Origin of the sequence: Fictibacillus sp. S7, assembly GCF_004127935.1 — a bacterium.
Lineage (GTDB): Bacteria > Bacillota > Bacilli > Bacillales > Fictibacillaceae > Fictibacillus_C > Fictibacillus_C enclensis.
This window is the reverse complement of sequence record NZ_QJKL01000001.1, coordinates 3,344,548-3,370,066: the sequence shown is the minus strand read 5'-3', so window position 1 is coordinate 3,370,066 and position 25,519 is coordinate 3,344,548. Positions and strand designations below refer to the sequence as shown.

Here is a 25,519-nt window from a genome sequence, read left to right as displayed (position 1 = left end):
GAAGGTATACTATATGTTAATTAATTAAATTAACTTGAGGTGTCATTGCCATGCAACGTGGTACGTTCCAATTCATGAAATCGTTGAATCGAAGTATTATTTTAAATCAAATCCGATTGGAGGGCCCGATCTCCCGGGCGCAGATTGCCAAGGATACAAAGCTGACGCCCCCAACTGTCAGTTCTATTGTAAAAGAACTGATCGATTCGGGTCTTATAAAGGAAAGCATTCAGGGAGAGTCACAGGGCGGCCGAAAACCGACCATGCTGGTCATTAATGAAAAAAGCTTTTATGTCATTGGGCTCGACGCGGGGCCAAAAGATATTAAAACCATACTGACTGATTTAAATGGCGGCGTCCACCATTTTAGTGAAAAAGCTCTTTCGCTACCTGTTACGGCAGATGAGTTATTAAAAATGATGAAATCAGAAATACAGGGGCTTTTGGATCAGTACAAAGAGGAAGAAGATAAAATCATCGGCATTGGTGTGGCCATGCACGGTGTTGTCGATGTCGACCGGGGAATATCGCTCTATGCCCCGAATCTTGATTTAAGAAATATTCCTATAAAAGAGGAACTGGAAACAACCTTTAACCTTCCTGTAAAGGTGGAAAATGATGCAAAAGCGATTGCTCTGGGTGAAGTTTGGTTCGGCAGCGGAAGCGGCGCAGCCAGTGTAGTTGCCGTAAATGTCGGCAGCGGAATCGGGGCAGGAATCGTCATAAATGGACAATTGTTTCACGGGGAACATTTTATTGCTGGAGAAATTGGTCACATGACAATTGATATTGGCGGAAAACAGTGCAGCTGCGGAAATTATGGGTGTTTGCAGACGCTGGCTGCAGGCCCCGCGATTGCCGAAAAAGCCAAAAAAGAAGTGGCCATCGGAAAAGAAAGCCGGTTAACTGAACTATCGGGTGGAAATCTGGAAAATATCAGCGGCCGCCTGATTCACAAAGCTGCTATGGAGGGAGATCAACTGAGCAGGGACATTTTGCACTCTGCAGGGATTTACCTCGGCATCGGCTTAATCAACCTGATCCACCTGCTAAATCCCGAACGGATTATTATTGGCGGAGGTGTAGCCAATGCCGGTGAAATTCTATTGGACGCGGTAAAAGAAACCATTGCAAAGATGGCGTTGACAGAACGGGCAAAGCAAACCGATATCCGGCTCTCAGGGCTCGGAAATAAAGCCACCGCTATTGGCGCGGTTTCCCTCCTGCTTTCTGAGCTTTTCTCCATACAGTAAGTCGAAAAAGACGCCCGTTTCCTGCCAGGGAACGGGCTTTTGCGCGTAAACCCGGTGTACTAGCCAGTGCCTGCCCTTCATATGCTTGTATGGAAACGGAGGGGTGGACAGCATGGATTTGTTAACAAGTGCCGTTGTTGGATTGATTGGTATTTTGGTTCTTACCGGACTGATTGGTTACGCCCAGACAGGGTATAGACTGAAAAATTGGATCAGAGAGCTGCAGGAACTTGAAACCCGGACTGCAATGCAGCCGCGTTCCCGCTGGATCCAGCGTGTATGCTCGGATTATCGCCAATATCATTTGTCTGGTGTTTCGTCCCTGAATACACAAGCTTTAATTGAAAAACATCTCTTTCAGGAGCGCATTCCCTTGGTCGGATTGATGCGTGTTCCTGTGGGCAATATTCAAAAAGTGATGCAGCAGCTTCCGGCTTTTACCATCATACTCGGGGTGCTGGGTACTTTTATCGGCCTCACCCTTTCCCTTCTTTCCATGCAGGATACACTGTTCCGACTTGGAAATGCCGCCAGCGGGCCGACCATGACCATGAATTCGATCATTTCCTCGTTAACTGCTCCGTTTGAAGGTATGAGCGTTGCTTTTATTACGAGTATCGCAGGGATCGGCGGAGCTCTGATTCTCAATATTCTTCAAACCGGTTTCCTCTCCCGCGGCTCTTCCCTTACGTACCTTCAAGGAAAAGTCATGTCGGACTGTGAGGTTTACCTCGATCATGCCTTCAACAGCCTTTTATTGCAGGAAAAGCCCCAGGATTCAGCTGAACGTCTGCTCGACCGACTTGCAGTGAAAATCGAAGAAAGCTTCCAGCGAAGTGTGGGTGAATTCGGCAGCTCGATGACCGAATTTACAGCCGGGCTGAAAACGGCCATGGAGGATGTAAAAGGCATTCTGCATGCGCAGCGGCTGCACAGCGAGTCGTTTGCCGCTTCCACCAGCACACTCGAGCAATTCGGGAATCAGCTTCAAAAAACCACCGAAAAACAGGACAGCATGCATAAAGCGGTGGATCAAAGCATCAGTGTCCTGACTTCACAGATCAAAGCTTTTGAACAGCAGTTCCAAAAAGGAGCCGATCGCCAAAATGCCGGGCAGCAAAAATTCGAGCTGCTGATCCAGCGGTCGGATAAAATGCTTGTCGAATTCCAGCGCCGTTCGGAGGAGTTTGCCGGCAACCTCACCCGGGTGATGCAGGAGCAGCTACAGCATTATGTCAGCCAGCATGAAAACCTGGAAAACCGGCTGGGCCAGAAACAGGAAGAATGGTACTATCGCTATTCTGAAAAACAAGGGGAATACGGCAGGGCCGCCGCCGATTTTGCCTCTTCCGTACAGCTGCTTGAAAAAGGATTCTACAATGCGGTTGAGCATATCAAGCGGGATTTTGTGGAACAAATCCGCCACGTACTGGAAAGGGAAAGGCAGCTCAGCCAGCAATCCCAGCCTCAGCGCAATGATGACATGCGGGAGCTTGCCCGGACACTGGAGAACCTTTTTCATGGACTGTCGCGCGACTTCACCAGCAGCAACCGGACGCTCGGGGACATGTACCAGCTGCTTCAGCGAATGTACCAGACAGCCGTGGACAATCAGACGGTCTATGATAACCGGGAACATGAGGCAAGGCTCATCAGCTCGCAGGAACCAAGAAGGCGGTGATGAATCATGCGTGCCCGTAAAGATGTGTTTGCCGAACAGCACCAGGAAGAAATCTATTGGCCCAGCTTTACCGATATGATGGCCATGATGGTGCTCATCATGATTTTCATCGCCATTCTTGCGTACGTTCAGAGTATTTATAATGCGTATGACCAATCACAGATCAAACAGGAGCTTCACCAGGTGGCCGATGTGAAAAAGCACATTTCGGACCTGATCGAAAAACAGCTTGAAAAAAATGTGGGGAAAGATAAAGTGGTTCGTGGGCCAAACAATACCATATCGGTCGAGGGCAATATTCTGTTTGATACGGGAAGCGCAGAAGTCAGCGATAAGGGGAAGAAGGTTCTTAACCCCCTGGCTGATGCGCTCGCGGAGATTATCGATGAAAAAGACATGAGTAAATATCTTTATATTATTCTGGTAGAAGGTCATACCGATTCCGTTCCGTATGACAACTGGTCCCTCTCTACAGAACGGGCGGTCGCCGTCGTAAAATATCTGGCAAAAGCTAATCCGAAACTCTCACGCCTTCCCTATGCCCAGTATCTCGCTGCCACCGGATACAGCGAATACAAGCCGATCGCCAAGGGAAGCTCACCTGCCGCTCTGCAAAAAAACCGCCGGATCTCGTTTCAGATCATTTTGGATGATAACAAATGGCAAAACAAACTCAAGAACATTGTGAATCAGCAGTAAAATAAATTATCGCTGAACTTTATGCCAAAAGAAAAACGTATGCATGGTGTCATCTTCATTCAGAAATGGGTTCATGAACATCCAGAGATTACGGTCTGCTACCAAAACGATCACATTGACCTTATGCATGAGTCCGGTGAGAATTATGAAACCTATCCAAAATATGTAATTCATGAATTTGCAGATATCACATTTATTGAAAATGCCGGCGTAAACAATGAGAACATGGTAGCCCAAGCTCCATACGAAGAAATGACAGACGACATTCATGCCGGAAAACTTAAAATGCTGAAATAAAAAAACGAAGGGTGCTATCCCTTCGTTTTTTCAGTATCCAATATAAGCTGATAAAAATGGACATCCTGCCACCGATCAAATTTGTGCCCTACTTCCTTCAAACAGCCAACAAATTTAAAGCCGAAACGTTTGTGCAGGCGAACGCTTGATTCGTTCCCTCCTGTAATCCCCCCGATTACCGTATGGTAACCAAGATTGCTGGCCCTCTGAAGGATTTCCTTCATTAATTCTTTCCCTATTCCCTGGCCCCGAAATTCTGATGAGATATACAGGGAAACTTCTGTCGTACGGGCATAGGCTTCTTTATCCCTGAAAGGACTGAGAGAGCCATAGCCGGCAACCTTTCCGTCCACTTTGGCAACGATCAGCGGGAAAGCACCCCCGTATTTTTCAAACCATTTTTTTCGCTGCTCCAATGTTTGCTCCTCCAGATCAAAGGTAGCCGTCAATGTCCGGATGGCTTCATTATAAATATCCAACAACGCGGGTAAATCGCGAAGAAGGGCATCCCGAATATGTACCATGGTGTATCCTCCTTTGTAGAATCTTTCGCATCTCTATTACTTTATCAAAATTTACTTTCTCCAGACAAAACAAAAAAGCGAAGGGAAATGATACCACCCCTCGCATGCGTTATGATTTGCTTACTTGTGATGAAACCAAAAAGGCCTCCAGAATATATCGCTTTGGCGCTGCACCAATGTAATCAAACGGGTAGCAGGTGCTGACCGTCAAAACCGCACGCGGCTTCGGCACAATGATCGTCCGGTCGTCTTTATCAACAATCCTGACCTTTTTTACTTTATAGGTGAAGGTGCCGGCAGACGTTGTCACTTCCAGCGTATCTCCTTTTCCGACCTTTCCCAGGCTTCGGAATACTGTGTCACGGTGTCCTGACAGAACAGAATTATCTTTTTCCCCGGGGAGAACACTTCCCTTATAATGTCCGACTCCCTTGGCCAGTTCATCCTCGTTTGTTCCATGGTAAATGGGGAGCCTGGCTTCGAGCTTTGGTATATAAAGAGTGCCCATCTTCTCTCCGATTTCAGGTCTCTTTTTATACAGCGGTTCTTCCTTGGCAGGGACCGGATCATTCTTCGTCACCTTGGCCGTTTCCTTGCCCGTGTCAGCTTCCTTTTTATGCTGGGCATATGCTTTGGGCTCTACCCTTTCACCAGCGAAATATCCTTTGGAATATTCCATGAGATATTTCGAAAAGATGCCGACACCCAGTATAATGACAATGATTGAAAAAGAAAGAAGAAGCCCTTTTTTCCGGCGTCTTCTTTCCATTTGATTTCTCTCGGTCATTTATGACATCCTTGCTCTGCGGTATAGAAATAATCCGGCTCCAATAATGGCCAATCCTGCCAGCGCGCCATCCAGGTTGTTGGAATCCGTTTTTGGCAATTTTCCGCCGTTTACGGTGCGCGGCGTTTTTTGACTTGGTGCTTTAACCGGCTTTTGCGGGGCAGAAGCCACTGCTTTTTCTACCGTTTTTGATACCTGACCTACTGTCCCGGCACTGCCCTTGGCAATATCAGACGTGATTTTCATATCTGCCAAAAGATTGCCTTTTAAGTCATAAAGCTCGATTAAAAGGTAATCTCCCTCCAGCACGGTCATCTGCATAAGTTCCGCTGCAGTCACAGCTGTTTTCTTGTTCCCATCAACAATATAAAACTTAGCTTTCATTTGAAAGATGGACAGCAAATCTTCAAATGCCTGTCCAACCTGCTGAATCTGCGCCTTTGTCGGATGATCCGAATCTATGGCAGCCATACGGTCCATAATGGCCATCAATTGTTTTTCAGTTTCCGGGTTATTGAGATCCTTTTCAAGGGAAAGCAGATGGTTCATCAAGTTATCGATCTCTTCTGGTGTCAGGTCAATCTCCGCCAAAGCGCCCTGCATTTCCTTTTCGATGGCTGCAAGATCTTCTTCGCTTGGCATCTCATCTGAACCTGCGTCGCCGTACATGAGGCTGGAGACAGCAAAATCAAGATCATCTACATAAATGTAATCCTCAATTTGTTCGCCATTCTTTGCCAACAGATCCTTTAGCTTCTGTTCGTTCAAATCATATTCGCTGTAGATTTCATTAAGGTTGCTGTTGTCGCTTTTGATCACAGGCCCCAAGAAATTTTTTAGTTCTTCCACTGTGTTAAAATCCGAAAGGCTGCTGTCGGCATAATCGGAAAGGTAGTTATCATAGTCTTCTTTGCTAATTTCATAGCCGCGTTCCTTGCTTATTTCTGCTAGATAGGCCGTAAGATCAGTATCCTTTACCGCCGCAAATGCATTTGCAGGCAAGAAGTAAAAGGTTAAGAGAACAGCCAGCATGCTTAATAAAATCTTCTTCATTCGTTCCTCCTGAATATGTTTTAGTTTCCTAATCCTAGTATAGATTATTACGGTTTTATTACATGGTTCTTTAGACCTATTTAATAGGTAAATATTTGGTAAAATAAGCCAGGAAGGAACCAGAAAAAGGCAAAAAAAAGCCGCCTCTTAAGGAAGCGGAGACAAAAAGATATATAAAAAAGGGGGTACTTCTATCATTCCCGAAATCTCGCTTTTTATCCCTGATTTGAAAAAAAGTTTTATAGTTTTTTATGTCTCCAACTCCATCAAACCGGGTATGACTAGTAAGACAGGAAATGGATAGAAAGGAGAATGTTCATTGCGTTATTTTATCAATATGAATAGAGAGTTTAAAGATGAATTCGGCAGAGTCTTTACCTTCGATCCCATCCAATGCCGGGAAAAGGAAGATGAAATCGAATTAATGAATGAGTTGGATACCAAGGATATCGGCAAGCCTTATATCTTTCCCAAAAATTCGGTTGCGGAAATTACCAAGGATGAGTATGACCTGCTCGTTTCAGCTATACGGTCAGGAGTGGAAGGCGCCGACACCCGCGAGGAAATCCTGGCCAAATATTCAAGAGACTGACCGCTTGCAAGAGCGGTTTTTCTTTTTCCTCACATCGGACTATTGCGGAGTACAGCACAAGTATGGCAAACACGGTTTTCAATCCCTAAAAATAGTTCATATTTCACGTTTACGTAAACGTTAATCAAGCCACCAAGCTGATGGAATATTTGATTCACGTCAACACATGGCTGAAAGACTATCACATCAAGCTTGTATAAATGAAAAAGCACGCCCTTATCCGGGCGTGCTTTTTTAACATTTATTGATCAGACTTTTCAGTATCTGTACCTGTTTCTTTTGTTTCGCTGTCAGTGCTTGTCTGGTCAGCCTTCTTCTCGTCATCTACCTTCTGTTCTGTTCCTTTGCTGGAATCCTGTTTTTCGGTGTCGCTGTTGCTGTTACAAGCTGTCATTAACATAATCGCCAAAAGAGAAGCCCCAATTTTCATTAAAAAGCTTTTGTTCATCCCATCGTTCTCCCTTCGATCAGTTCAGATTGGAACCGCCACGCTACACCTGATCATCAGCGGTTCTATCCCTACTATATCAAGAAAAAACAAGGTATAAACCCGATTTACCAATACCTTACACAGGCTTTACAGTAGGTTAAAGTTATTGATACGCGCTTAAAAAAAGACGACAAAAAAGGCCGTAAACCACTGTTTACTGGCCCTCTCTTCACTTTATTTTCCCACTGCAAAAGTAATTTCAGCATCCATGGCAAGTTCTCCGTCAACCGTAGCAGTCACTTTGCCTTTGCCGATTCCTCTGCGGATTTGAAGCAGCTCCACTTCCATTAAAAGTGTGTCTCCCGGTCTTACCTGACGCTTCCATCGTACTTTATCTGCACCGGCAAACATGGCAATCTTACCTTTGTATTCTTCCATGGAGAGAAGAGCCACCGCGCCTGTTTGCGCACAAGCTTCCAATGTCATAACGCCCGGAAAGATATTATAGTTGGGAAAGTGACCATTAAAGACTTCTTCATTGGCAGTGATGTTCTTCTTACCGACTGCACGCTTTCCCGGCTCCAGTTCTTCAATCGTATCCAGCAATAAAAACGGATAGCGGTGGGGAATAATTTCTTTAATTTGTTCAATGTTTAATTTCATGGAAATGACTCCTTTACCTCTAATTACGTAGTTAGCTTTCTATGTGTCTCTGGACATTATACATGATTGAAAAAGGTTAATCCAATGGCTCAAAAAAAGAAGGCTTATAGCCCCCTCTTTCTATCTGTGATTCATTACTTTTTTTGATTAATCAAATCGGAAATATGCATCCATGTTTCCTTCTTGAAGACATCTCCAGCTTTCCCGTCGCCTACCACGGAATAGCCGATGATTGCTCCAGCCATAAGGCAAACTACCATTAAAACAGCAATAACAATCAAGCGAAGCCAAATCGGGAAGCGCCTTCTTCTTGACTTTACGGTTTCCGTCTCTTGCTTCTCGCTTTCTTGTGGATTCGGTTCCTTTGTCTTTACCGCTTCCTTCTGCCTGGATTCTTCTATTTTATTTTTACGGTACTCTTCCCTGCTGAGTTCGTTAGCCATCTTTTCATCACCTGTTAACGAATTCCGTTGACCAGTCCCATCATTTGGTCCGCCATCGTAATGGTGCGGGCGTTAAATTGGTAGGACCGCTGCATATTGACGATCTCCGTCATTTCGTTTCCTACATTCACATTGGACATTTCAAGGGCGCCCTGCTTCAAGTCCGTGTTGCCCGGGTTTGCAGCCCGTACCACTTGATTGGTATTTACACCAGCCGGAATTCTAAAATTGTGCCCCGCCGCGATAAACTGCTGGGGGTGGACCGCCTCAACCAGTGCCAATCGGCCGCTGTTGATGATCCTTCCATTATCTAACGTTACCGAAAGATTCCCGTTTTGTCCAATAGAAATTTCTTTATAGTTCTCAGGAATCCGAATCGGACCATTTTGGCCGATAACCGCATTGCCGTCTGAAGTAACAAGATCCAGCTCACCCTTGGCGCTGCCTGGCTTCAGATAAAATGCTCCATCCCTCGTATATTCAATACTGTCTTCACCGTCTGTACCCGTCCCCTGAACTTGAAAAAACAATTCAGGCTTTACCAGTGCAAGATCAAGCGCGCGGTCTGTTGTTTTCAATGCCCCCATCCCAAGGTTCAATCCGGTAGTGCCAACCCTTGCTCCACTGCCCGAGCGGATCCCTGCGGGTGTAAGCCGTCCCTGTTCATTCCGTCCGTCCAGTTTGTTGTTGATCTGCTGAAACAACAGGTCGGAAAACTGAACATCTCTTGATTTAAAGCCGGTAGTATTGCTGTTTGCCATATTGTTGGCTGTCGTATCCAGCTTGTGCTGAAGCTGCCCCATCGTTACCGATGCATTAATCATGGATGTGTTCACTAACGTATCCTCCTATCAGATTCTGCCCACTTCATTCACCGCTTTTTCCATGCTCCTGTCATATGCCTGAAGTACTTTCTGATTGGCTTCAAATGAACGGTAGGCCGACATCATATCTGTCATAGCCTGCTCAGCGTCCACGTTAGAGCGCTCAATAAATCCCTGCTTGATCTGAAAGCCGGTCCCCGTATAAACGGCTGCTGAACCGGGGTGTGTAAGCCTGAACAGGCCGTCTCCTTCCTTGACGAGATCCATTGGATTCGAAATCAGTGAAACACCAATCCTGCCTGCGTTACGGCCCTGATCGAGGATCGTCCCATCCGGGCTGACCGTGAAATTCTCACTTGATACCGTAATCGGGTTTCCTTTCTCATCCAGTATAATGTTCCCTTCTGCAGTCACCAGATGATTAACGGTATCCACCGTAAAATGCCCGTTCTTTGTGTATCTTGTCTCTCCGTCTTTCGTCTCAACAGTATAAAACAGTGAGCCAGGTTTTCCGGTTTTCCGGTCCACGGGAAGTGATCCCTGCAAAATGGCGAGATCGGTCCCTATGCCGGTTTCCTGCAGGTCTCCCTGAACAAAATTCGGTACCGCATCTTGTACGTAAACACCTGTGGCCAGATTGCCAATCGGCCGTTGCCCAGCCTTTTGGCCTGCCACCCCCTCTGTGCCTCCCATTTGCTGCTGCAGCATGGTTGGAAACGCCCTCAGTGATGTTTGATCGGCTTTATAGCCAGGTGTATTGATGTTGGCAATATTGTTGCTCAGCATTTCCTGCCGCCGCTGCTGAGCAATCATACCGGCCGCTGCTGTATAAAATCCTCTCAGCATAATCGAGCCTCCTCTTTCCGAACAGTCTGTATACGTTTAGTATCGGCAGGTTTTTTTCAATATGAAGGAAAAAGAGAAAAGCCCGCCTTTTTTGGCGGGCTTACATTATCATTTATTTGAATCTTCGCTTTGGCAATTTATCCATGTGTTCGAGCATAAGACCCGTTCCATTGGCCACGGCTTTCATCGGCTCTTCCGCAATAAAAATCGGAACTCTCAATTCTTGTGCAAATAATTGATCAATTCCGTGCAGCAAAGCCCCGCCGCCCGTTAGAATTATACCGCGGTCAATAATATCCGATGATAACTCAGGCGGTGTTTTTTCAAGCACACTTTTGGCCGCATGCACCATCATCATAACCGGCTCAAGCAGCGCCTGTGTAATTTCTTCCGAACGAATGGTAATGGTACGCGGCAGCCCCGTTACCATGTCCCGGCCCCGGATATCCATTTCTTCATCCCGTGCTCCAGGGAATACAGTAGCCACATTCAATTTAATGTTTTCTGATGTTCTTTCTCCGATCAAAAGCTTGTATTCTTTCTTTATATAATTCAGGATTTCGCCGTCCAGCTTGTCCCCTGCCATTTTTAACGAAGAGGCAGTAACGATATCACCCATGGACAGAACCGCCACATCCGTTGTTCCTCCACCGATATCAACGACCATATTGCCGCTTGGCTGGAAAATGTCCATTCCGGCACCGACAGCTGCCACTTTTGGTTCTTCTTCCAGATAAATCGCCTTGCCGCCGCACTTCTCGGCCGCTTCCCGTATGGCTTTTTGTTCTACAGAGGTAATGTTCGCAGGGGTGCATATCAGTATTCTCGGTTTGGTAAACATGCCCTTTACATTTATTTTATTAATAAAATGTCTTAACATTTGCTCTGTTACTTCAAAATCGGCGATCACGCCGTCTTTCAGCGGGCGGATGGCCACGATGTTGCCGGGGGTCCGCCCCACCATTCTTCGGGCTTCTTCACCGACAGCCAGCACTTTTCCCGTGTTCGTGTCGATTGCGACCACGGATGGCTCATCCAGTACAATGCCTTTGCCCTTTACATAAATCAATACATTGGCCGTACCGAGATCAATACCAACATCCCTTGAAAACATTCAAAAGTCCTCCCTGTATGTTTCAACCAGCACATCTTACAAATTTCGTCAATTTTCGAATTTCTATCCAATAAAACATTCTATCATAACTTTTGTTGAACTGGGAAAAAATATGTTAATTTTTTAAGACATTTTCTTTAAGCATAACTCAGCGGCATGCAGATTTGCATGCCGCTTTCAGGTGAGCCCTCTTATTGGACGACTTCCTCCGCTCCTTTTTTGTATTTTACACGTGTCGCTTCACCACCCCGCAAATGTCTGATGGACTTATGATACTCCAGAATCTCTTTCACATTGTTCGCCAAATCCGGGTTAATCTCAGGTAATCGTTCCGTCAGATCTTTATGAACGGTGCTTTTCGAGACACCAAATTCTTTTGCGATCATACGCACAGTTTTTCTTGTCTCCACGATATACCTTCCTATCTTGATGGTTCGTTCTTTGATGTAATCGTGCACACCACTCGCCTCCCCAAATTGGATGTGAGAGATGCGATAGAGACTTCTATGTTCAAGCTACGCGACCTGTCCTTGTGTGTGTTTTTCATGATGTTTAGAGTGTCCCGTCCCCTTCTCACCGCAGCCATACTACGTCTTCTCACCGCTCACCCTCAAAAGAATTGTAGGTTTTGTATCATCTTATTAAGACGAACGGACATATATGCCAAAATCTCAACTGGGACAAGGAGAAAAGCTGAGGTGACCGTTTAAAAGCGAAGACGTTGGAACTCTCGAACACAAATACGCTTTTTGTATTTTGTGAGAGAGTGAAACGGCATAGCAGGGACGAAAGTGAACCTTTTTCGTCCTATTTGGTCCCCGAAGCTAGATCAAGAAAAGCTGAAGCAGGCGTTCAAAGGCGATCAGCATTGGAAGGCTTTTTCATAAAACGCTTTTTGTTTTCTGAAAAAGACTGAAATGATCGAGCCTCTGCCTGCTGAAGCTAGATCAAGAAAAGCTGAAGCAGGCGTTCAGAGGCGATCAGCATTGGAAGGCTAACCAATCATTTTCATAATCGCAAGACTGCCAAACAACAAATAAGCAGCCTGCGCTATGCAGGCTGCCTATCGTTTTCCTCAATTATCATTGGTTGAGGATTCTTTTGTATTTTCGCTTGTTGAAGAAGATTCTTTTTCCTGTTTTTGCTTAGGAGCTGCGCTGCTTTCTTTTGCAGCGTCAGACTTTTCTTTTTCAACGGAAGCTTTTTCATCTTTTTTGCTTGCTTGTTCTTGCTTGTCCACTTGCTTCTCGATTTGGGAAGCAGACTGGTTCCACGCTGATACAGGATCAACGGCGATTCCGTCTTTGCGGATTTCAAAGTGAGCATGGATTTTAGCATCCTTGTCATACAGGTTCTGGCCGGCAGCACCGACAACTTCACCTTGATTTACCATGTCGCCTTCTTTTACCTTAACGGAAGCAAGCGAAGAGTAGTGAGTGATTAAGCCGTTGGCATGTTCAACCTCTACCACATATCCAAGCTCAGGGTCTTTCACGGATTTTGTAACATTACCACTCATAGCAGCAGTGACATCAAACGTTTTTCCGCTCTCAGTAGCCAGGTCAATTCCTTTGTTTTGGTAGTAGATATTATTATAAAATACGAGAGCAGCTTCTTGTTCTTTTGCTGATGCATCCGGGTTAAAGAATTCTTTTTTGATCACTACGCTTTTTGGATCCTTGGCCGGCATTTTGAAAACTTCCTTGGAAACACTGACCGGTACGGCTTTTTCATTATTTTGGAATGCACCATTCGGCGTATCTTTAGAATTGGAAGCACCGTTTTGATACCAAAGCACAGAAGCCAGAACGACAGCAGCAAATGCGAGATAGATTGCGGGATATACCCAACGTTTTTTCATGAATTTCCCCATTCTCCTCCCTTTTAGAGGAACTGTTTTTTGGGTTTGCTTTTCTTCATCTTTCATTTTTATCATCACCTCAGCAACCATTCTGAACAGAATTCAGAAAATATATACTTTGGCATGAAAAATTTCCGGAATTTATTTTTCGACAAAAGGAAGAAATTTATGCATGACTTTTTTCAAGAGGGATTGACTTTCGTTCCAGGAGTCTCGCCCCTTTCCCTTCAGTCAACAAATCAATGATGATTTTTGCCCCCTGTTCCAAAGAGATGTACAGCAAAAAACCCGGCCAATTGCGCCGGGTTTGATTATTTTTTTACGGTGGATTGTTCTTCCTGGGGATGATAAGCGGTGATGGCGATACCTTTATAATAATACTTGACGATCTCTTTATAATTCTTACCGTCCTTTGCCATTCCGTTGGCACCATACTGGCTCATGCCTACGCCATGGCCAAACCCTTTGGTATCCGCGATTACTTTGTTACCCTTTCTTGTCAGGGTGAAATCCGATGAACGAAGCCCCAGTTTTTCACGGACGTCTTTTCCTTTAAAAGTTTTTCCGCCAATGGTGATGCTGGCTATTCTGTTACCCTCGGTTCTGTTGGTTACCTTACCAATTAATCCATTGTCCTTAATCCCAACTCCCAATTTACTTTCCACCTCTAAAAGAGGAATCTCCTGCTTCTGTGAAAACTTAGGGGTGTTTTTGTCCCAGGGGCTTTTCACACTTTTGAGATAAGGATATTTTGTGCCCCAATAATCCTCACTGTTCTCGGTATATCCATTGCTGGTCGAGAAAAAACTGGCGAAAATGGGCTGTCCGTCGTACGTTAGAATATCTCCCCGGGTTGCTGCTACGGCCTTGGTGATTTTCTGCATCTTCTTCTCATAATCACTGCCCCAGAGCCTTTTCAGCTCATCATCGCTCTTATACACCTGGTAGAGGATGGAATCAGTGACCGCTGCTCCGCCTGGTAGATTCACATCCTTCTTGTTCGCAAGCATACGAGCGATATAGGTTCTCGCTGTCAGCGCCTGTGCTTTTAAGGCTTCCATTTCAAAATCAGCAGGCATTTCCGACGCGACAACCCCTTTTACATAATCTTCGAGCGGCACCTTCTCTACCTTTTCTTCCACTGTCCGGTATACCGGAACAGCCAGGGTAGAGGAAAGCGTTTCTACGGATTTCTGCTGCATTTTCTTTGGCTTTGCTTCTAGCAATTGCGGCGCTTTGGAAGAATAGGGAAGCACGACGAGAGCTGGAATCAGAACAAGAACCAGTACAAAAATAGAGAGATAGAAGCTGATCGGCTTCAGTCGTATGAACATTCAGGCTGGCCTCCACTAATTTGATTAGTCTTTACAATTTATGGAGTACCGCACCCTATTAGAACTTGTTTTTTACTCTATCGTTTTGCTTCATAGAAAGAGGGGCTGTCCAAGAAGTCTGGAAGCCGTTGATTTTCGTTCCAGGCCGCTCGCTTTCCGTGGGGCGTGCGGTGAGCCTCTTGGCGCAGGCGCCTGCGGGAGTCTCACCTGTCACGCTAGTCCCACAGGAGTCTCGCACCCTCCACTTCAATCAACTTTTCATGGAAGCTTTTTACGCAAAAAAGAGCTGCCTGAAGGTCAATTTCTGACTTTCAGGACAGCCCCTTTCATGCATTTTAATAGACACCTACAGCATCAAATGATTTGTTTACCGCGTTCACTTCTGCCGATCCGGCTCCGTAAAGATCGACCGCTGATTGAACAAGAGCGGCTCTAGCCTGGCTGAACGTCGCATTTGCCGTCAGATAAACCGTGTTGGCACGATAGTACAGGGCTCCAAGCTTGCTGTTTCCAATGCCGGGAACGGTTACGCCATAGTGGGTTCCCCCAACAGCGAGCAAGTAGGCTTGCTTATTGATAATTCCGCTGTTTGTGTGTACGCCTCCGTTATCGCTTGTACCTGTGTATCGCTTGGAGTAATGATCAGGATCACCATACTTTGTGGGATCACTCATGGAGCGGAGTGCATCATTTGCAACCTTTGGCGTATAAATATCCTCACCGATCTCATAATCGGGATTGCGGTTGTCGTAATATTCGACGAGTGTACCAAAGATATCAGAGATGGCTTCATTTAATGCCCCAGATTCATTTTGGTACACCAAGTCGGAGCTGGTGTCTGTAACCGCATGGGTTAATTCATGGGCTACAACGTCAATTCCCCCGGAAAGAGGAACAAAAGTCGTTCCATCCCCGTCTCCGTAAACCATTTGCGATCCATTCCAGAACGCATTATTGTAATTCCGGCTGTAGTGAACCGTTGATTTTAAAGCGCCGCCTTTATTGTCATAGGAATTTCTTCCGAATACATTTTTATAATAGTCGTACGTGACGCCGGCATAATAGTGAGCATCTACAGCAGGCGCATCATATGTCGCGTTATAAGCATTATCCGCATCGGCCCATAAAGAGCCTGGCAGAGACTGGCGGTTCTTTCCGTCATATGTAAAGATTCCGCTTCCCCTTGTGTTATCCTGCAGGTAATACGTAGAACCGGACAATAAGGTCCTCAATGTTTTGAAATCTCCCAATACACCTTTTCCTGTTCCAGTCGCATTGGTTCCCGTCAGTGTTCCGCCCGGCTTGCCGGCAGCCTGCTGTCCGTGAGCTTCATCAATATTGTTATATTTATTTATAATTTTACCTGTTGCCGCTTCCACAAAATAATTGTAGTTACCCGGTTCAGGAGAAAGGAAGTTTAAATTGACAAGATAGGCATAGACCGCTTCATTGCCGGATGTATAAACAACGAGATCAGCAGTCGGTGCTTTTTCATAATCAGGCGTGTAGCCTAAATCGCTTACAGCCTTAGCAATGGCTTTCTTTGCAGAAATCTTTTTTGTATTCTTCAGGCCGCTCTTTTGTTCAAGGTTTGGGACCACCGAACCAGATACCACCATCAAGACGCCCTCCTTGTCCACTACTGCTGCCTGTGTAGAGCCCCAGACCGGAACCCCTTGATACACTTGCTGAAGTCGCAATACCGTTGATCCGAGCCTGTCTTTCTGTTTAGACGCTACGGTAAATGAATCCTGAGCCTTTTGTGATCCCAATTTATAGGCACTCTTCTGCTGGTTCAAATATCCCAGTACAACCGCTTCCGCTTTGTGCCCTGAAGCTTTAGTCAAACTGCCTGAAACAAATTCCGGCGTTCCTTTTTCCTGGCTGACCTTGTAGCTTGAAAATACATTTTTGGGTGCAGCCAGCGAACTGACAGGAGAAAGTAAAGAAGCTGCCATACCGACTGATAATCCTAATGCCAGAGCCTTTTTCTTCATAAACAGTATCCCCTTTTTCTAATAGAATGGCAAGGCAATCTACCAAGTGGATTGCCTTGCCATCTAATAGTACACTATTTATTTTTAAATTCACACTATTCAAAAAATTTTGATTATATTTTACTAAACTAAAGTGTCTTCAAATGCCACCTGGGTCTATATCCCTGTATTTCCATAAAGTAGAATCTGCTATTGGCACTATTGACATGACTCAGACGTATAAAAAGCTTCCCGCAAAAATTGCGGGAAGCTCTCAATATGAATTATGCAAGATTAGATTTTAATGATACCGATGTTTCTTCTTTTTCAACTTTCGTTGACTCTTCATTGACACGCTCAATATCAGCGCCCAGATCACGGAGCTTTTCTGTAAATCTCACGTATCCACGGTCAATGTGTTTCAGCTCGGTCACTCGCGTATAGCCGTCTGCGACCAATCCAGCAAGAACAAGAGCTGCTCCTGCACGAAGGTCTGTAGCAGCAACTTCTGCTCCCTGTAAGGAAACAGGTCCATTGATTACAGCTGAGCGACCTTCAATTTTAATATCACCGTTCATGCGGCGGAATTCTTCTACGTGCATAAAGCGGTTTTCAAAAACGGTTTCTGTAATGACACTTGTACCGCTCGCCCGAAGAAGCAATGCCATCATTTGTGATTGCATATCTGTCGGGAATCCTGGATGCGGCATCGTTTTAATGTCCACAGGCTTTAGTTCTTTTGGCCCAATGACACGAAGACCTTTATCTTCGTCCTTAATTTCGATTCCCATCTCTTCCATCTTGGCGATCAATGGGCGAAGGTGTTCAGAAATCGCGCCTTCCACCAATACGTTTCCTCCGGTAATCGCAGCGGCTACCATATAAGTACCTGCTTCGATACGGTCCGGAACAACCGTATGCTCGGCACCATTCAATTCTTCCACGCCTTCAATGCGAATGGTTCCTGTCCCAGCTCCAACTACTTTTCCTCCCATGGAGTTGATGTAGTTTGCAAGGCACACAATTTCAGGCTCTTTCGCAACGTTTTCGAGAATGGTGGTTCCCTCAGCAAGAGCAGCAGCCATAATAATGTTTTCGGTTGCTCCAACACTTGGGAAGTCGAGATAAATTTTCGCGCCTTTCAAACGGCCATCAATGCTTGCTTCGATAAAACCGTTACCAATCTTAACTGTTGCACCCATGGCTTCAAAGCCTTTTAAATGCTGGTCAATCGGACGTGATCCGATGGCGCAGCCTCCCGGCAAAGCAATTCTGGCAATCCCGACACGCGCAAGAAGCGGTCCCATTACCAGGAAAGAAGCGCGCATTTTGCGAACATACTCAAAAGGAGCTTCTGTTTTAAGAGTACTGGAAGCGTCAACTTTGATTTGGCCGTTCTCAAACTTAACTTCAATATTTAAATAACGCAAAACCTCGTTAATCGTATATACATCAGCAAGGGTCGGCACATCTTTAATCGTGCTTGTGCCTTTACTGGCTAAAATGGATGCTGCGATGACAGGCAGTACGGCATTCTTTGCTCCTTCAACTTTCACAGAGCCTTCTAACCGCCTACCACCACGGACAATGATTTTTTCCAACGATATTCCCCTCCGCGTCCAATTTCTATATTAATATTCAGACGTAATTATTGGTGTTCCAATTGTGACGGCTGTTTGGCCGCCCATTCCTTGATTTCTGATTGCAATCTGCAGATTCATTGCTTTATGAGCTGTGTTAATTTTCTCATCCCAATGCTCAGTATATGCCGAGATTGATACAAACGTCTCTTCCTTGAGTTGTTCAACAGGAACAGCGGAGAACGTTGTCATGAGCCCAAGCGCTTGTTTATACAAACCAAAATCCATTGTACCATTATGTATCCCAGAGATACAAGAGAAAGTTGAACTTTTTCCCTCAAAATAGGTTGCGACCCTATCCTGGTACATTCGGGCAAATTGCTGAATTTGTACTTTATTCCAGCCCTTTCCTTTTGCCGCATAAACAAGATACGTTGCAAGCTTTCCTTTTTGGGGGTAGGCTACCAGCGTAAGGCGTTCTTTTATGTGTCCTGACGCTGAAATCCGCACCCCGGTAATTTTGAAGTGCTCATTCGTATTCAGTCCGCTCCATTTAAATCCTTCAGCTGCATTCCTTAATAATGCCGCTTTTTGACGATACCCATTTACATCATTCACAAAACCTATACTCCCTTTTGTATAAAGGGACCAATTTTTAACATTTATATTGCTTTGATCCATAGCATGCTTCATTTCTGAAAGCTTGGTAAAGCTTTTCATTTCCTGAGCATGAATGACTTGGTAAGAGTGAAACAAAAATAAAATAACAAAAAACAAAACAATGTTTTTCTTCATAACTTCCACCCGTCCTCTCCTCTATTTCTCATTCTTGCCAGAGGAAGGCACGTTATTCATGGAAGTTGAAGTCATATTCCGACATTATCCCGCAGCTTATTTTGTTAAACATTGCACAATCTTTTGCTTAAAATAGGGTTCATATGGTTGTTTCATTGTTCATTAAAATAAATATTTTAGCTGTGTGGAATAGTTCAAATATGCGAGAAAGAAGTTGCTTACGAGGCTGGCAAGAGCAATGGTTACGAGTATGAAAAGCACTCTGGCCTGAATCACTTTGCCTTTTCTGATAAAAGTGTCGAAATTTAATGCCTGCATGGCCCACCATGTAATTCCAATGAAAAGCAGGTGAACAAGGATATCAAGCAGCGCCTGCTGCCCGGATTGTTCAAACATTTTGTTTCCTCCTTGCCATTTAGGAGTTATTAGCTAACCACCATGATAGCACATGCCAATAGAACGTAGCATAAACTGAATTCTACCACAAAGGAACAGACAAAAGTCCTATTTTTTTAGCTGTTTCCAATATTGACAAATCTGAAAGTTATGTAAGCGCTTTATAAAAAAATAAAGGACCTGCCTTCTTGGCAGATCCTTATTTTTGTTCCATTGTCTGGAAAAAATCCGTCAGCTGAAATTGTTCATAAAAGAAATGCAATGCCGTACCTGGGAGAATTCCTAAAATAACAGTCGCTGCCGCACACACTGCCGTCACAAGAAGCAGCCCTTTTTTATGCAGCAATCTTCCTTCCTGATGTTCCGGCCGGAAAAACATTTGTCCAATGATATTGAAGTAATAAAAATAGGAAATTACGGTGGTTCCGACGAGTATACCGGCTAAGACATAATGGCCTTGGGAGGCACCAAGCGCATTCATGAAGATGCCGAATTTCCCAATGAAGCCGGCGGTTGCCGGAATCCCTGCCAACGAAAGTATAAAAATGGTCATGGCGATCGCAAGCCACGGCGAACGCCGATACAGCCCTGCAAACCCCGAAATATCGTGGGTTTTACTGTGTGCGGTCACTTCCTGAATAACAGCAAAAGCACCAATGTTCATAAACAGGTAAGCCAGCAAATAAAACCATGTGGTTTCAAAAAGCATCGCTGAGACTGAGACAAACGGAACCAGAATATAACCGGCCTGCGCGATGGAAGAATAAGCAAACAACCGCTTTATATTCCGCTGGCGGAGGGCAGCAAGGTTTCCTGCAATCATGGTAGCTCCTGCAAGAAAAGCAAGGTAGGGCTGAACCTGAAACAGCAGCGGGTCTCCCTTAATTCCGGGTGCTGAACTGAAGACAAGCAAGAAAAACCGCAGGATCAGCGCGAAACCGGCTGTCTTGGAGACCACACTCAAAAAAGCGGTAACCGGAAGAGGTGATCCCTGGTAAACATCCGGTGCCCACATGTGAAAAGGCGCAGATGCAATTTTGAATGTCAGCCCGGCAAAGGTGATGAAAAAGGCAAACGCGATTAAGAACTGATTTTGCAGAATACTCGTATCCTGCAGGGCATTTCCGATGGTATAAAGGTTCGTTTCACCGGTCAGCCCAAAGATATAACTCATCCCAAATAAGGTAATCGCGGTGGAAATTCCACCTGTTACTACGTATTTAAAAGATGCTTCGTTGGATTCTTTGTCCCGCTTCCGCAGCCCCGCCATTACATACGAAGATAAAGAAAGGAGTTCAAGGCCAATAAACAGCGTGATCATATCAGCACTTGAAGCCATGATAAGACCGCCAAGCAAAGCGGTCAGCAGAAGATAATAAAATTCTCCTCGGTATTCCTCTTCGCGGTCCATTTTATAATCATAAGCCAAAATTAAAATCAGCCCTGTTCCCAATAGAAGAATCAGTTTAAACGCTTTTGAAAAGGAATCGAGCCGGTACATATCATGAAACAAGGAAGCGGGTTCATGGCTGAACTGCAGAAACAAAAAGACCGAAGCCAGGACAATCCCAGCGGCAGACAGGATGCCGAGGATCCTGCGGCTTTTTTGCCGGGGCATGAACAAATCCAGCAAAGACAAAAGCAACGCTGTTCCCAGCACAGTAAATTCCGGCGCCATGATACCCCAATTCATTGAAGTTAAGGTTTGCAAATCCATCGGGCTACCCCCTTAAGCCTAACAAGATTGTATCTAAAACAGTGGTTAGTGATTTGCTCAGAATTTCAGGATAGACCCCGATCAACAGCACGAGGGCCAATAACACAAAAGCAGGAACTTTCTCCAGGACGGTCAGATCCTTAAAAGCGGAATGCGTTTCTTTTTTCGGTCCAAAGGTAACGGCAAGTACAGCACGCAGAATGTAAACCGCAGTCAGGATGATGCCAAGGGCGCCTATCGCTGCGATAATGGGCATCGTTTGGAAAAGACCAACAAAGGCAAGGAATTCACTGATAAACCCTGACATCCCCGGCAAACCAAGAGATGCAAGTCCTCCGGCAAGCAGTACCCCTGCAGTGACGGGCATCGCTGCTGCAAGGCCGCTGAAGTCCTGTATATCCGAAGAGCCGCTTCTCTCGTATAGCACGCCAATCAGAAAGAACAACAGCGCAGAGATAAGGCCGTGAGAGACGAGCTGGAAGATGGCTCCCTTCACACCCGCTTCGTTCATGGCTGCCAGCCCAATCAGCACAATGCCCATATGAGATACCGATGAATAGGCGAGTACTTTTTTCAGATCGGTTTGAACGATGGCCAGAAAAGCACCGTACAACAGATTGATCACACCCAGGATGGCAATTAAAACACCCAGTTTCTTAAATTCTTCAGGAAAGAAGCCCATACCGAACGTGAAAAGCCCATAAGCTCCAATCTTCAGGAGAATTCCGGAGTGAAGCATGACAATGGAAGGCGGTGCCTGAACGTGAACCCTGAGCATCCACGTATGAAGCGGAAAGATGGGAAGCTTGATCCCAAATGCAATCAGCAGCGAAACAAGCACAGACAGACGGAACGTGCTTCCTGCAACGGCTGCTCCATCCGGGCTTGCCAGTATTTTTGTCAATTCTCCATAATTCAGAGTACCTGTTTTCATGAACAGGGCAACAAACACAATCAGCAGAATCGCTGAACCGATTCCGTTATAGATTAAAAAGCTGTAGGCGGCTTTTTCCCTGTCGGCATATCCCCATCGCCCAATAAGAAAGAACATGGGAATCAGCGTGATTTCAAAGAAGATGAAGAATAAAAATAAATTTTGGGAAGCAAATACGCCCAGCATGCCCAGTTCCAGGATCAAAAAGAAGATGAAAAAGCTTTTTGAAGCATTCTTCATGTTCCACGAGGCGAGCGCTGCAAGAAAGGATACAACTGCCGTTAATATCAACAGAACGAGAGAAAGGCCGGTAATGCCCAGTTCGTAGTTGATTTTCAACTGCATGCTTCCATTGAGGCCTTCCAATGTGTAGGAAATCCAGTTTGCCTGCTCGGTCATCTGAAGACCTGAAACAGAGGAGTGAAAACCGGCCGCGGCGATCAGAACGAGGATCAGCGGCAGAAGCGTACCGAACAATCCGGCAAGCTTGATGGCCCTCTCGTTTTTCCATGAGAGAAGGCTTAATGCAAGGATGCCGACGAGTGGTGAGAATACGAGCAGGGACAGCATATAATTCATGAGAAATACCCCCCTGTAACGGCAAAGATTAGCAGCAGGAGAACCAAACCGGCAAAAGCGATGGCGCCAAACCTCTGCACCTGGCCATTGTGGAATTCAGACCCTTTTTTACCGACCCAGTGAACAAGCCCTGCTGTGCCGTTGACAGCGGCTTCCACCAAATACCGGTCGACATAGCTCCAAAAATAGCTGAAAACCGTAGTCCCTCTGACTACCGTAGCCTGGTAGATTTCATCCGCATAATACTTGTTGTAGATGAGGGAGCTTAATGATGGGAAGGAACGGGACAGCCAGTCTCTCGCCAATGTTTTCTTTCCGTACATCACATAGGCAAGAGCGATCCCTGCCAAAGACAGAACAACAGCAAGAACCGGAATCCACACCGGACCATGCACTTCCTTTGTTGAAAATGATACAGGTCCCTGGCTCAGGTAATCCTCTAAAAATGATCCGAACCACGGGGTATTCAAGTACCCGGCCACAATCGCAAGCAGCCCCAGTACAAGCATGGGAAACTTCATGGATATTTCAGACTCTTTGACTTCCTGAGTGTGATTGGCAGGACTTCCGGAGAACACCATGAAAAACAGCCGGAACATATAGAACGCGGTGAAAAAGGCGGCGATCAGCGCCAAGGTAAACAAAACATACCTTCCGTTCTCATAGGTCGCCATCAGAATTTCATCCTTACTGAAGAAACCGGAGAACAGAGGAAAACCGGAAATCGACAGGGCACCAATTAAAAACAGGGGAGCTGTTACTTTCAGCTTGTTCCACAGTCCGCCCATTTCTTCAATGTTTTGCGTATGTACTGCATGGATGACACTGCCTGCGGCAAGGAAGAGCAGCGCTTTAAAAAAGGCATGTGTCATTAAATGAAAGATTCCGGCTGTATAGCTCCCCGAGCCAAGAGCGAGCATCATATAACCGAGCTGGCTGACTGTCGAATAAGCGAGCACCCGTTTAATGTCTTTCTGCATTAAACCAATGGATGCCGCAAAGACCGCGGTTATCCCACCTACCACTGCGACTGTGGTCATCGCTGCGGCGGATGCTTCAAACAGCGGGTACATGGAAGCCACCAGATAGACACCTGCAGCTACCATTGTTGCTGCGTGAATGAGCGCAGATACCGGGGTCGGGCCTTCCATGGCATCCGGAAGCCAGGTATGGAGAGGAAGCTGGCCTGATTTTCCGACGGCTCCAACAAAAATCAGAATGGCTGTCAGCGTAATCATGTCCGGTGAAATGCTTTTATTTCCTATCGCTTTGAAAATCTCATCGTATTCGAAGCTTCCCGTTTGCCAGAATAAGAGAATAATGCCAATAAACAGACCGACATCCCCGATTCTGGTCATAATAAAGGCTTTCCTTGCAGCTGCCTTTGCTTCCGGCTTAAAGTAATAGTAACCGATCAGCAAAAATGAACCGAGCCCTACGAGCTCCCAAAAAATGTAGACCTGAAGCAAGTTTGGTGACAATACAAGGCCGAGCATGGCAAAGGTGAACAAACCAAGATAGGCAAAAAACACATGAAAGCGGTCATCTCCGTGCATATAGCTTTTGGAATACAAATGCACGAGAAAGCTTACAAGCGAGACGACAACAAGCATCAATGCATTCAGCGGGTTAATCTCAAACCCCATTGTTACAGGATGGTTTCCGATATTTAGCCACAGTCCTTCTGCTTTATAGGACTCTCCCCCCCATTGGCCGGCCATGACAATGACAGACATGACCAGAGAAAGAAAAGTTAATAGAATACCAGCATAAGCAGAGGCTTCCTTTAACTTTTTTCCAAAAAGTAAAAGAAGGATGAAGGATAGCAGCGGTAACAGTGGTATAAGCCAGGCATTCTGCATCATCATTTCCAACCCCTTTTTAGCGCTTCATAATATCCATTTCATCCACATTAACAGTCTTGCGGTTACGATACAGAGCCATTAAAATGGCAAGGCTCACTGCAGCTTCAGCAGCAGCAACCGTTATGGTAAACAACGAAAAAATCTGCCCTGTAAGACCCGGATTTACTCCATATTTCGCAAAAGCCACCAGATTAATATTCACTGCATTCAGCATCAATTCAATGGAGATTAATACAATCACCGCGTTGCGCTTGGTGAGAGCGCCAAACAATCCGATACAAAACAAAATAAGCGCAAGCACCAGGTAGACCGATAAAGGAATCGTACTCATTTGCCTGCCTCCTTCTCATCATCCCTTTTTGCAATGACAATAGCGCCGATTAAGGCTACGAGAAGCAAGACCGATGTTAATTCAAAAGGAATGACATATTTTGAGTAAAGCTCAACGCCAATTTTTTTCGTGTTATCAATATGAAGGTCGGTCGCCGGATTTCCTAGGCTGAGACGGTTAATACCAAAAAACATGATCAGGAAAAACACAAGGATTCCTGCTCCCGACAATAAAACGGTCATTTTTGGCAATTTCCATTCCGTTATTCGCTCATGCCGGGTCAGCATGATACCAAACAGCATAATGATCGTAATAGCCCCCGAGTAGATCAGCACCTGTACGGCGGCCACAAACTCGGCGGAGAGCGTAATATAAATTCCCGCGATGGCGAGAAAAGTAAATACGAGCGCAACCACCATATGAATGACGTTGGACATATTGATCATCATGACTCCGCCTGCAATCGCCGTTAACGCAAGGATAAAAAAAGCAATACTCTCACCGGTCATGCTTTATTCTCCTTCCTTACGTTATTGTCGTTTTCATCCAGCCAGACCAGGTCTTTAAACAATTCATCCCGACTGTATTCCGCCAATTCAAAGTTGTTTGTCATAACAATCGCCTCAGTCGGGCAAACCTCTGTACACAAGTCACACAAAATGCAAATTTCAAAGTTGATATCATACGTATCAATGATTTTCCCCTTTTTGCCCGGATCAGGATGGGGTTTTCCAGTAAGCTGAATGCAGTCTGTCGGGCAGATGTTTGCACATTGATTACAGACAATGCATTTTTCCGGATAGAACTTCTGAATGCCCCTGAACCGGTCAGGCATTTGAAGAGGAACATCCGGATACTGTGTTGTCACGTTCTGCTTTGTTAAGTTGCTGAGTGTATATTTCAAGCCTTTCGCAAGACCCTTCATTATGCACCACTCCTATTCTG

Annotated in this window: 26 protein-coding genes and 1 pseudogene; 5 read left to right on the top strand and 22 right to left on the bottom strand. The window is 45.4% G+C overall.

Translation table 11 applies throughout. The annotated features are described in order from the left end of the window. Window positions 1-50 precede the first annotated feature (50 nt). From DMO16_RS17500 to DMO16_RS17485, 4 genes and pseudogenes are all read left to right on the top strand, one after another. Window positions 51-1,253, top strand: coding sequence for an ROK family transcriptional regulator (locus DMO16_RS17500; protein WP_129478881.1), 1,203 nt, complete (start codon window positions 51-53; stop codon window positions 1,251-1,253). A gap of 112 nt (window positions 1,254-1,365) precedes the next feature. Next, window positions 1,366-2,934, top strand: a complete 1,569-nt coding sequence (locus DMO16_RS17495; RefSeq protein ID WP_129478879.1) for a hypothetical protein — start codon at window positions 1,366-1,368, stop codon at window positions 2,932-2,934. Between the two features lie 6 nt (window positions 2,935-2,940). Further along, a complete protein-coding gene (locus DMO16_RS17490) occupies window positions 2,941-3,633 on the top strand; it encodes an OmpA/MotB family protein (RefSeq protein ID WP_061973645.1) in 693 nt (230 codons plus the stop codon). 6 nt (window positions 3,634-3,639) lie between these two features. Further along, window positions 3,640-3,930, top strand: a pseudogene (locus DMO16_RS17485) (phenolic acid decarboxylase); the annotation flags it as partial. 14 nt (window positions 3,931-3,944) lie between these two features. On the opposite strand, the gene DMO16_RS17480 reads toward DMO16_RS17485, so the two are convergent. The 3 genes from DMO16_RS17480 to DMO16_RS17470 form a co-directional block, all read right to left on the bottom strand. Then, window positions 3,945-4,454, bottom strand: a complete 510-nt coding sequence (locus tag DMO16_RS17480; protein ID WP_129478877.1) for a GNAT family N-acetyltransferase — start codon at window positions 4,452-4,454, stop codon at window positions 3,945-3,947. Between the two features lie 109 nt (window positions 4,455-4,563). Further along, a complete protein-coding gene (locus tag DMO16_RS17475) occupies window positions 4,564-5,241 on the bottom strand; it encodes a class D sortase (RefSeq protein WP_206738118.1) in 678 nt (225 codons plus the stop codon). Beyond that, window positions 5,242-6,294, bottom strand: a complete 1,053-nt coding sequence (locus DMO16_RS17470) for a processed acidic surface protein (RefSeq protein ID WP_129478875.1) — start codon at window positions 6,292-6,294, stop codon at window positions 5,242-5,244. A 319-nt stretch (window positions 6,295-6,613) separates the two neighbouring features. On the opposite strand from DMO16_RS17470, the gene DMO16_RS17465 reads away from it, so the two are divergent. Continuing rightward, window positions 6,614-6,886: a hypothetical protein gene (locus tag DMO16_RS17465; protein ID WP_061973637.1), complete on the top strand. Its 273-nt coding sequence runs from the start codon at window positions 6,614-6,616 to the stop codon at window positions 6,884-6,886. A 241-nt stretch (window positions 6,887-7,127) separates the two neighbouring features. On the opposite strand, the gene DMO16_RS17460 is transcribed toward DMO16_RS17465, so the two are convergent. The 19 genes from DMO16_RS17460 to nuoI form a co-directional block, all read right to left on the bottom strand. Next, on the bottom strand, window positions 7,128-7,334 hold the full coding sequence (locus DMO16_RS17460) for a hypothetical protein (RefSeq protein ID WP_061973635.1): 207 nt from the start codon (window positions 7,332-7,334) through the stop codon (window positions 7,128-7,130). 216 nt (window positions 7,335-7,550) lie between these two features. Next, on the bottom strand, window positions 7,551-7,979 hold the full coding sequence (fabZ, locus tag DMO16_RS17455) for a 3-hydroxyacyl-ACP dehydratase FabZ (protein ID WP_061973632.1): 429 nt from the start codon (window positions 7,977-7,979) through the stop codon (window positions 7,551-7,553). A gap of 134 nt (window positions 7,980-8,113) precedes the next feature. Then, a complete protein-coding gene (locus DMO16_RS17450; protein ID WP_129478873.1) occupies window positions 8,114-8,422 on the bottom strand; it encodes a DNA-directed RNA polymerase subunit beta in 309 nt (102 codons plus the stop codon). Between the two features lie 14 nt (window positions 8,423-8,436). Continuing rightward, a complete protein-coding gene (locus tag DMO16_RS17445) occupies window positions 8,437-9,258 on the bottom strand; it encodes a flagellar hook-basal body protein (protein ID WP_129478871.1) in 822 nt (273 codons plus the stop codon). Window positions 9,259-9,273: 15 nt separating this feature from the next. Then, entirely contained in the window at window positions 9,274-10,092 is an 819-nt protein-coding gene (locus DMO16_RS17440; RefSeq protein ID WP_129478869.1) for a flagellar hook-basal body protein, read from the bottom strand. Window positions 10,093-10,204: 112 nt separating this feature from the next. Continuing rightward, window positions 10,205-11,206: a rod shape-determining protein gene (locus tag DMO16_RS17435; protein WP_129478867.1), complete on the bottom strand. Its 1,002-nt coding sequence runs from the start codon at window positions 11,204-11,206 to the stop codon at window positions 10,205-10,207. A 191-nt stretch (window positions 11,207-11,397) separates the two neighbouring features. Beyond that, on the bottom strand, window positions 11,398-11,664 hold the full coding sequence (spoIIID, locus tag DMO16_RS17430; protein ID WP_026677325.1) for a sporulation transcriptional regulator SpoIIID: 267 nt from the start codon (window positions 11,662-11,664) through the stop codon (window positions 11,398-11,400). A gap of 617 nt (window positions 11,665-12,281) precedes the next feature. Then, a complete protein-coding gene (locus tag DMO16_RS17425) occupies window positions 12,282-13,067 on the bottom strand; it encodes a M23 family metallopeptidase (protein ID WP_164988948.1) in 786 nt (261 codons plus the stop codon). A gap of 311 nt (window positions 13,068-13,378) precedes the next feature. After that, window positions 13,379-14,401, bottom strand: coding sequence for a stage II sporulation protein D (spoIID, locus tag DMO16_RS17420; protein ID WP_129478863.1), 1,023 nt, complete (start codon window positions 14,399-14,401; stop codon window positions 13,379-13,381). Between the two features lie 335 nt (window positions 14,402-14,736). Continuing rightward, window positions 14,737-16,398: a M4 family metallopeptidase gene (locus tag DMO16_RS17415; RefSeq protein WP_129478861.1), complete on the bottom strand. Its 1,662-nt coding sequence runs from the start codon at window positions 16,396-16,398 to the stop codon at window positions 14,737-14,739. Window positions 16,399-16,661: 263 nt separating this feature from the next. Then, the gene (gene murA / locus DMO16_RS17410) at window positions 16,662-17,978 is read right to left on the bottom strand and encodes a UDP-N-acetylglucosamine 1-carboxyvinyltransferase (RefSeq protein ID WP_061973608.1); all 1,317 of its coding nucleotides are present in this window, start codon (window positions 17,976-17,978) and stop codon (window positions 16,662-16,664) included. 30 nt (window positions 17,979-18,008) lie between these two features. Further along, window positions 18,009-18,752, bottom strand: coding sequence for a YwmB family TATA-box binding protein (locus DMO16_RS17405; RefSeq protein WP_129478859.1), 744 nt, complete (start codon window positions 18,750-18,752; stop codon window positions 18,009-18,011). A gap of 162 nt (window positions 18,753-18,914) precedes the next feature. After that, window positions 18,915-19,148, bottom strand: coding sequence for a DUF1146 family protein (locus DMO16_RS17400; protein ID WP_061973604.1), 234 nt, complete (start codon window positions 19,146-19,148; stop codon window positions 18,915-18,917). A gap of 199 nt (window positions 19,149-19,347) precedes the next feature. Next, entirely contained in the window at window positions 19,348-20,865 is a 1,518-nt protein-coding gene (gene nuoN / locus DMO16_RS17395) for an NADH-quinone oxidoreductase subunit NuoN (protein ID WP_061973602.1), read from the bottom strand. Window positions 20,866-20,869: 4 nt separating this feature from the next. Continuing rightward, window positions 20,870-22,378 (bottom strand): complex I subunit 4 family protein, encoded by a 1,509-nt coding sequence (locus tag DMO16_RS17390; protein WP_129478857.1) that lies wholly within the window; start codon window positions 22,376-22,378, stop codon window positions 20,870-20,872. Next, window positions 22,375-24,243, bottom strand: a complete 1,869-nt coding sequence (gene nuoL / locus DMO16_RS17385; RefSeq protein WP_129480417.1) for an NADH-quinone oxidoreductase subunit L — start codon at window positions 24,241-24,243, stop codon at window positions 22,375-22,377. The genes DMO16_RS17390 and nuoL overlap by 4 nt, the downstream gene beginning before the upstream one ends. A gap of 16 nt (window positions 24,244-24,259) precedes the next feature. Then, complete coding sequence (gene nuoK / locus DMO16_RS17380) at window positions 24,260-24,574, bottom strand: NADH-quinone oxidoreductase subunit NuoK (RefSeq protein WP_129478855.1); 315 nt, start codon at window positions 24,572-24,574, stop codon at window positions 24,260-24,262. After that, the gene (locus tag DMO16_RS17375; RefSeq protein WP_129478853.1) at window positions 24,571-25,083 is read right to left on the bottom strand and encodes an NADH-quinone oxidoreductase subunit J; all 513 of its coding nucleotides are present in this window, start codon (window positions 25,081-25,083) and stop codon (window positions 24,571-24,573) included. Before DMO16_RS17375 ends, nuoK begins: the two co-directional genes overlap by 4 nt. Continuing rightward, the gene (gene nuoI / locus DMO16_RS17370) at window positions 25,080-25,499 is read right to left on the bottom strand and encodes an NADH-quinone oxidoreductase subunit NuoI (RefSeq protein WP_090236573.1); all 420 of its coding nucleotides are present in this window, start codon (window positions 25,497-25,499) and stop codon (window positions 25,080-25,082) included. Before nuoI ends, DMO16_RS17375 begins: the two co-directional genes overlap by 4 nt. Window positions 25,500-25,519: the final 20 nt, after the last annotated feature.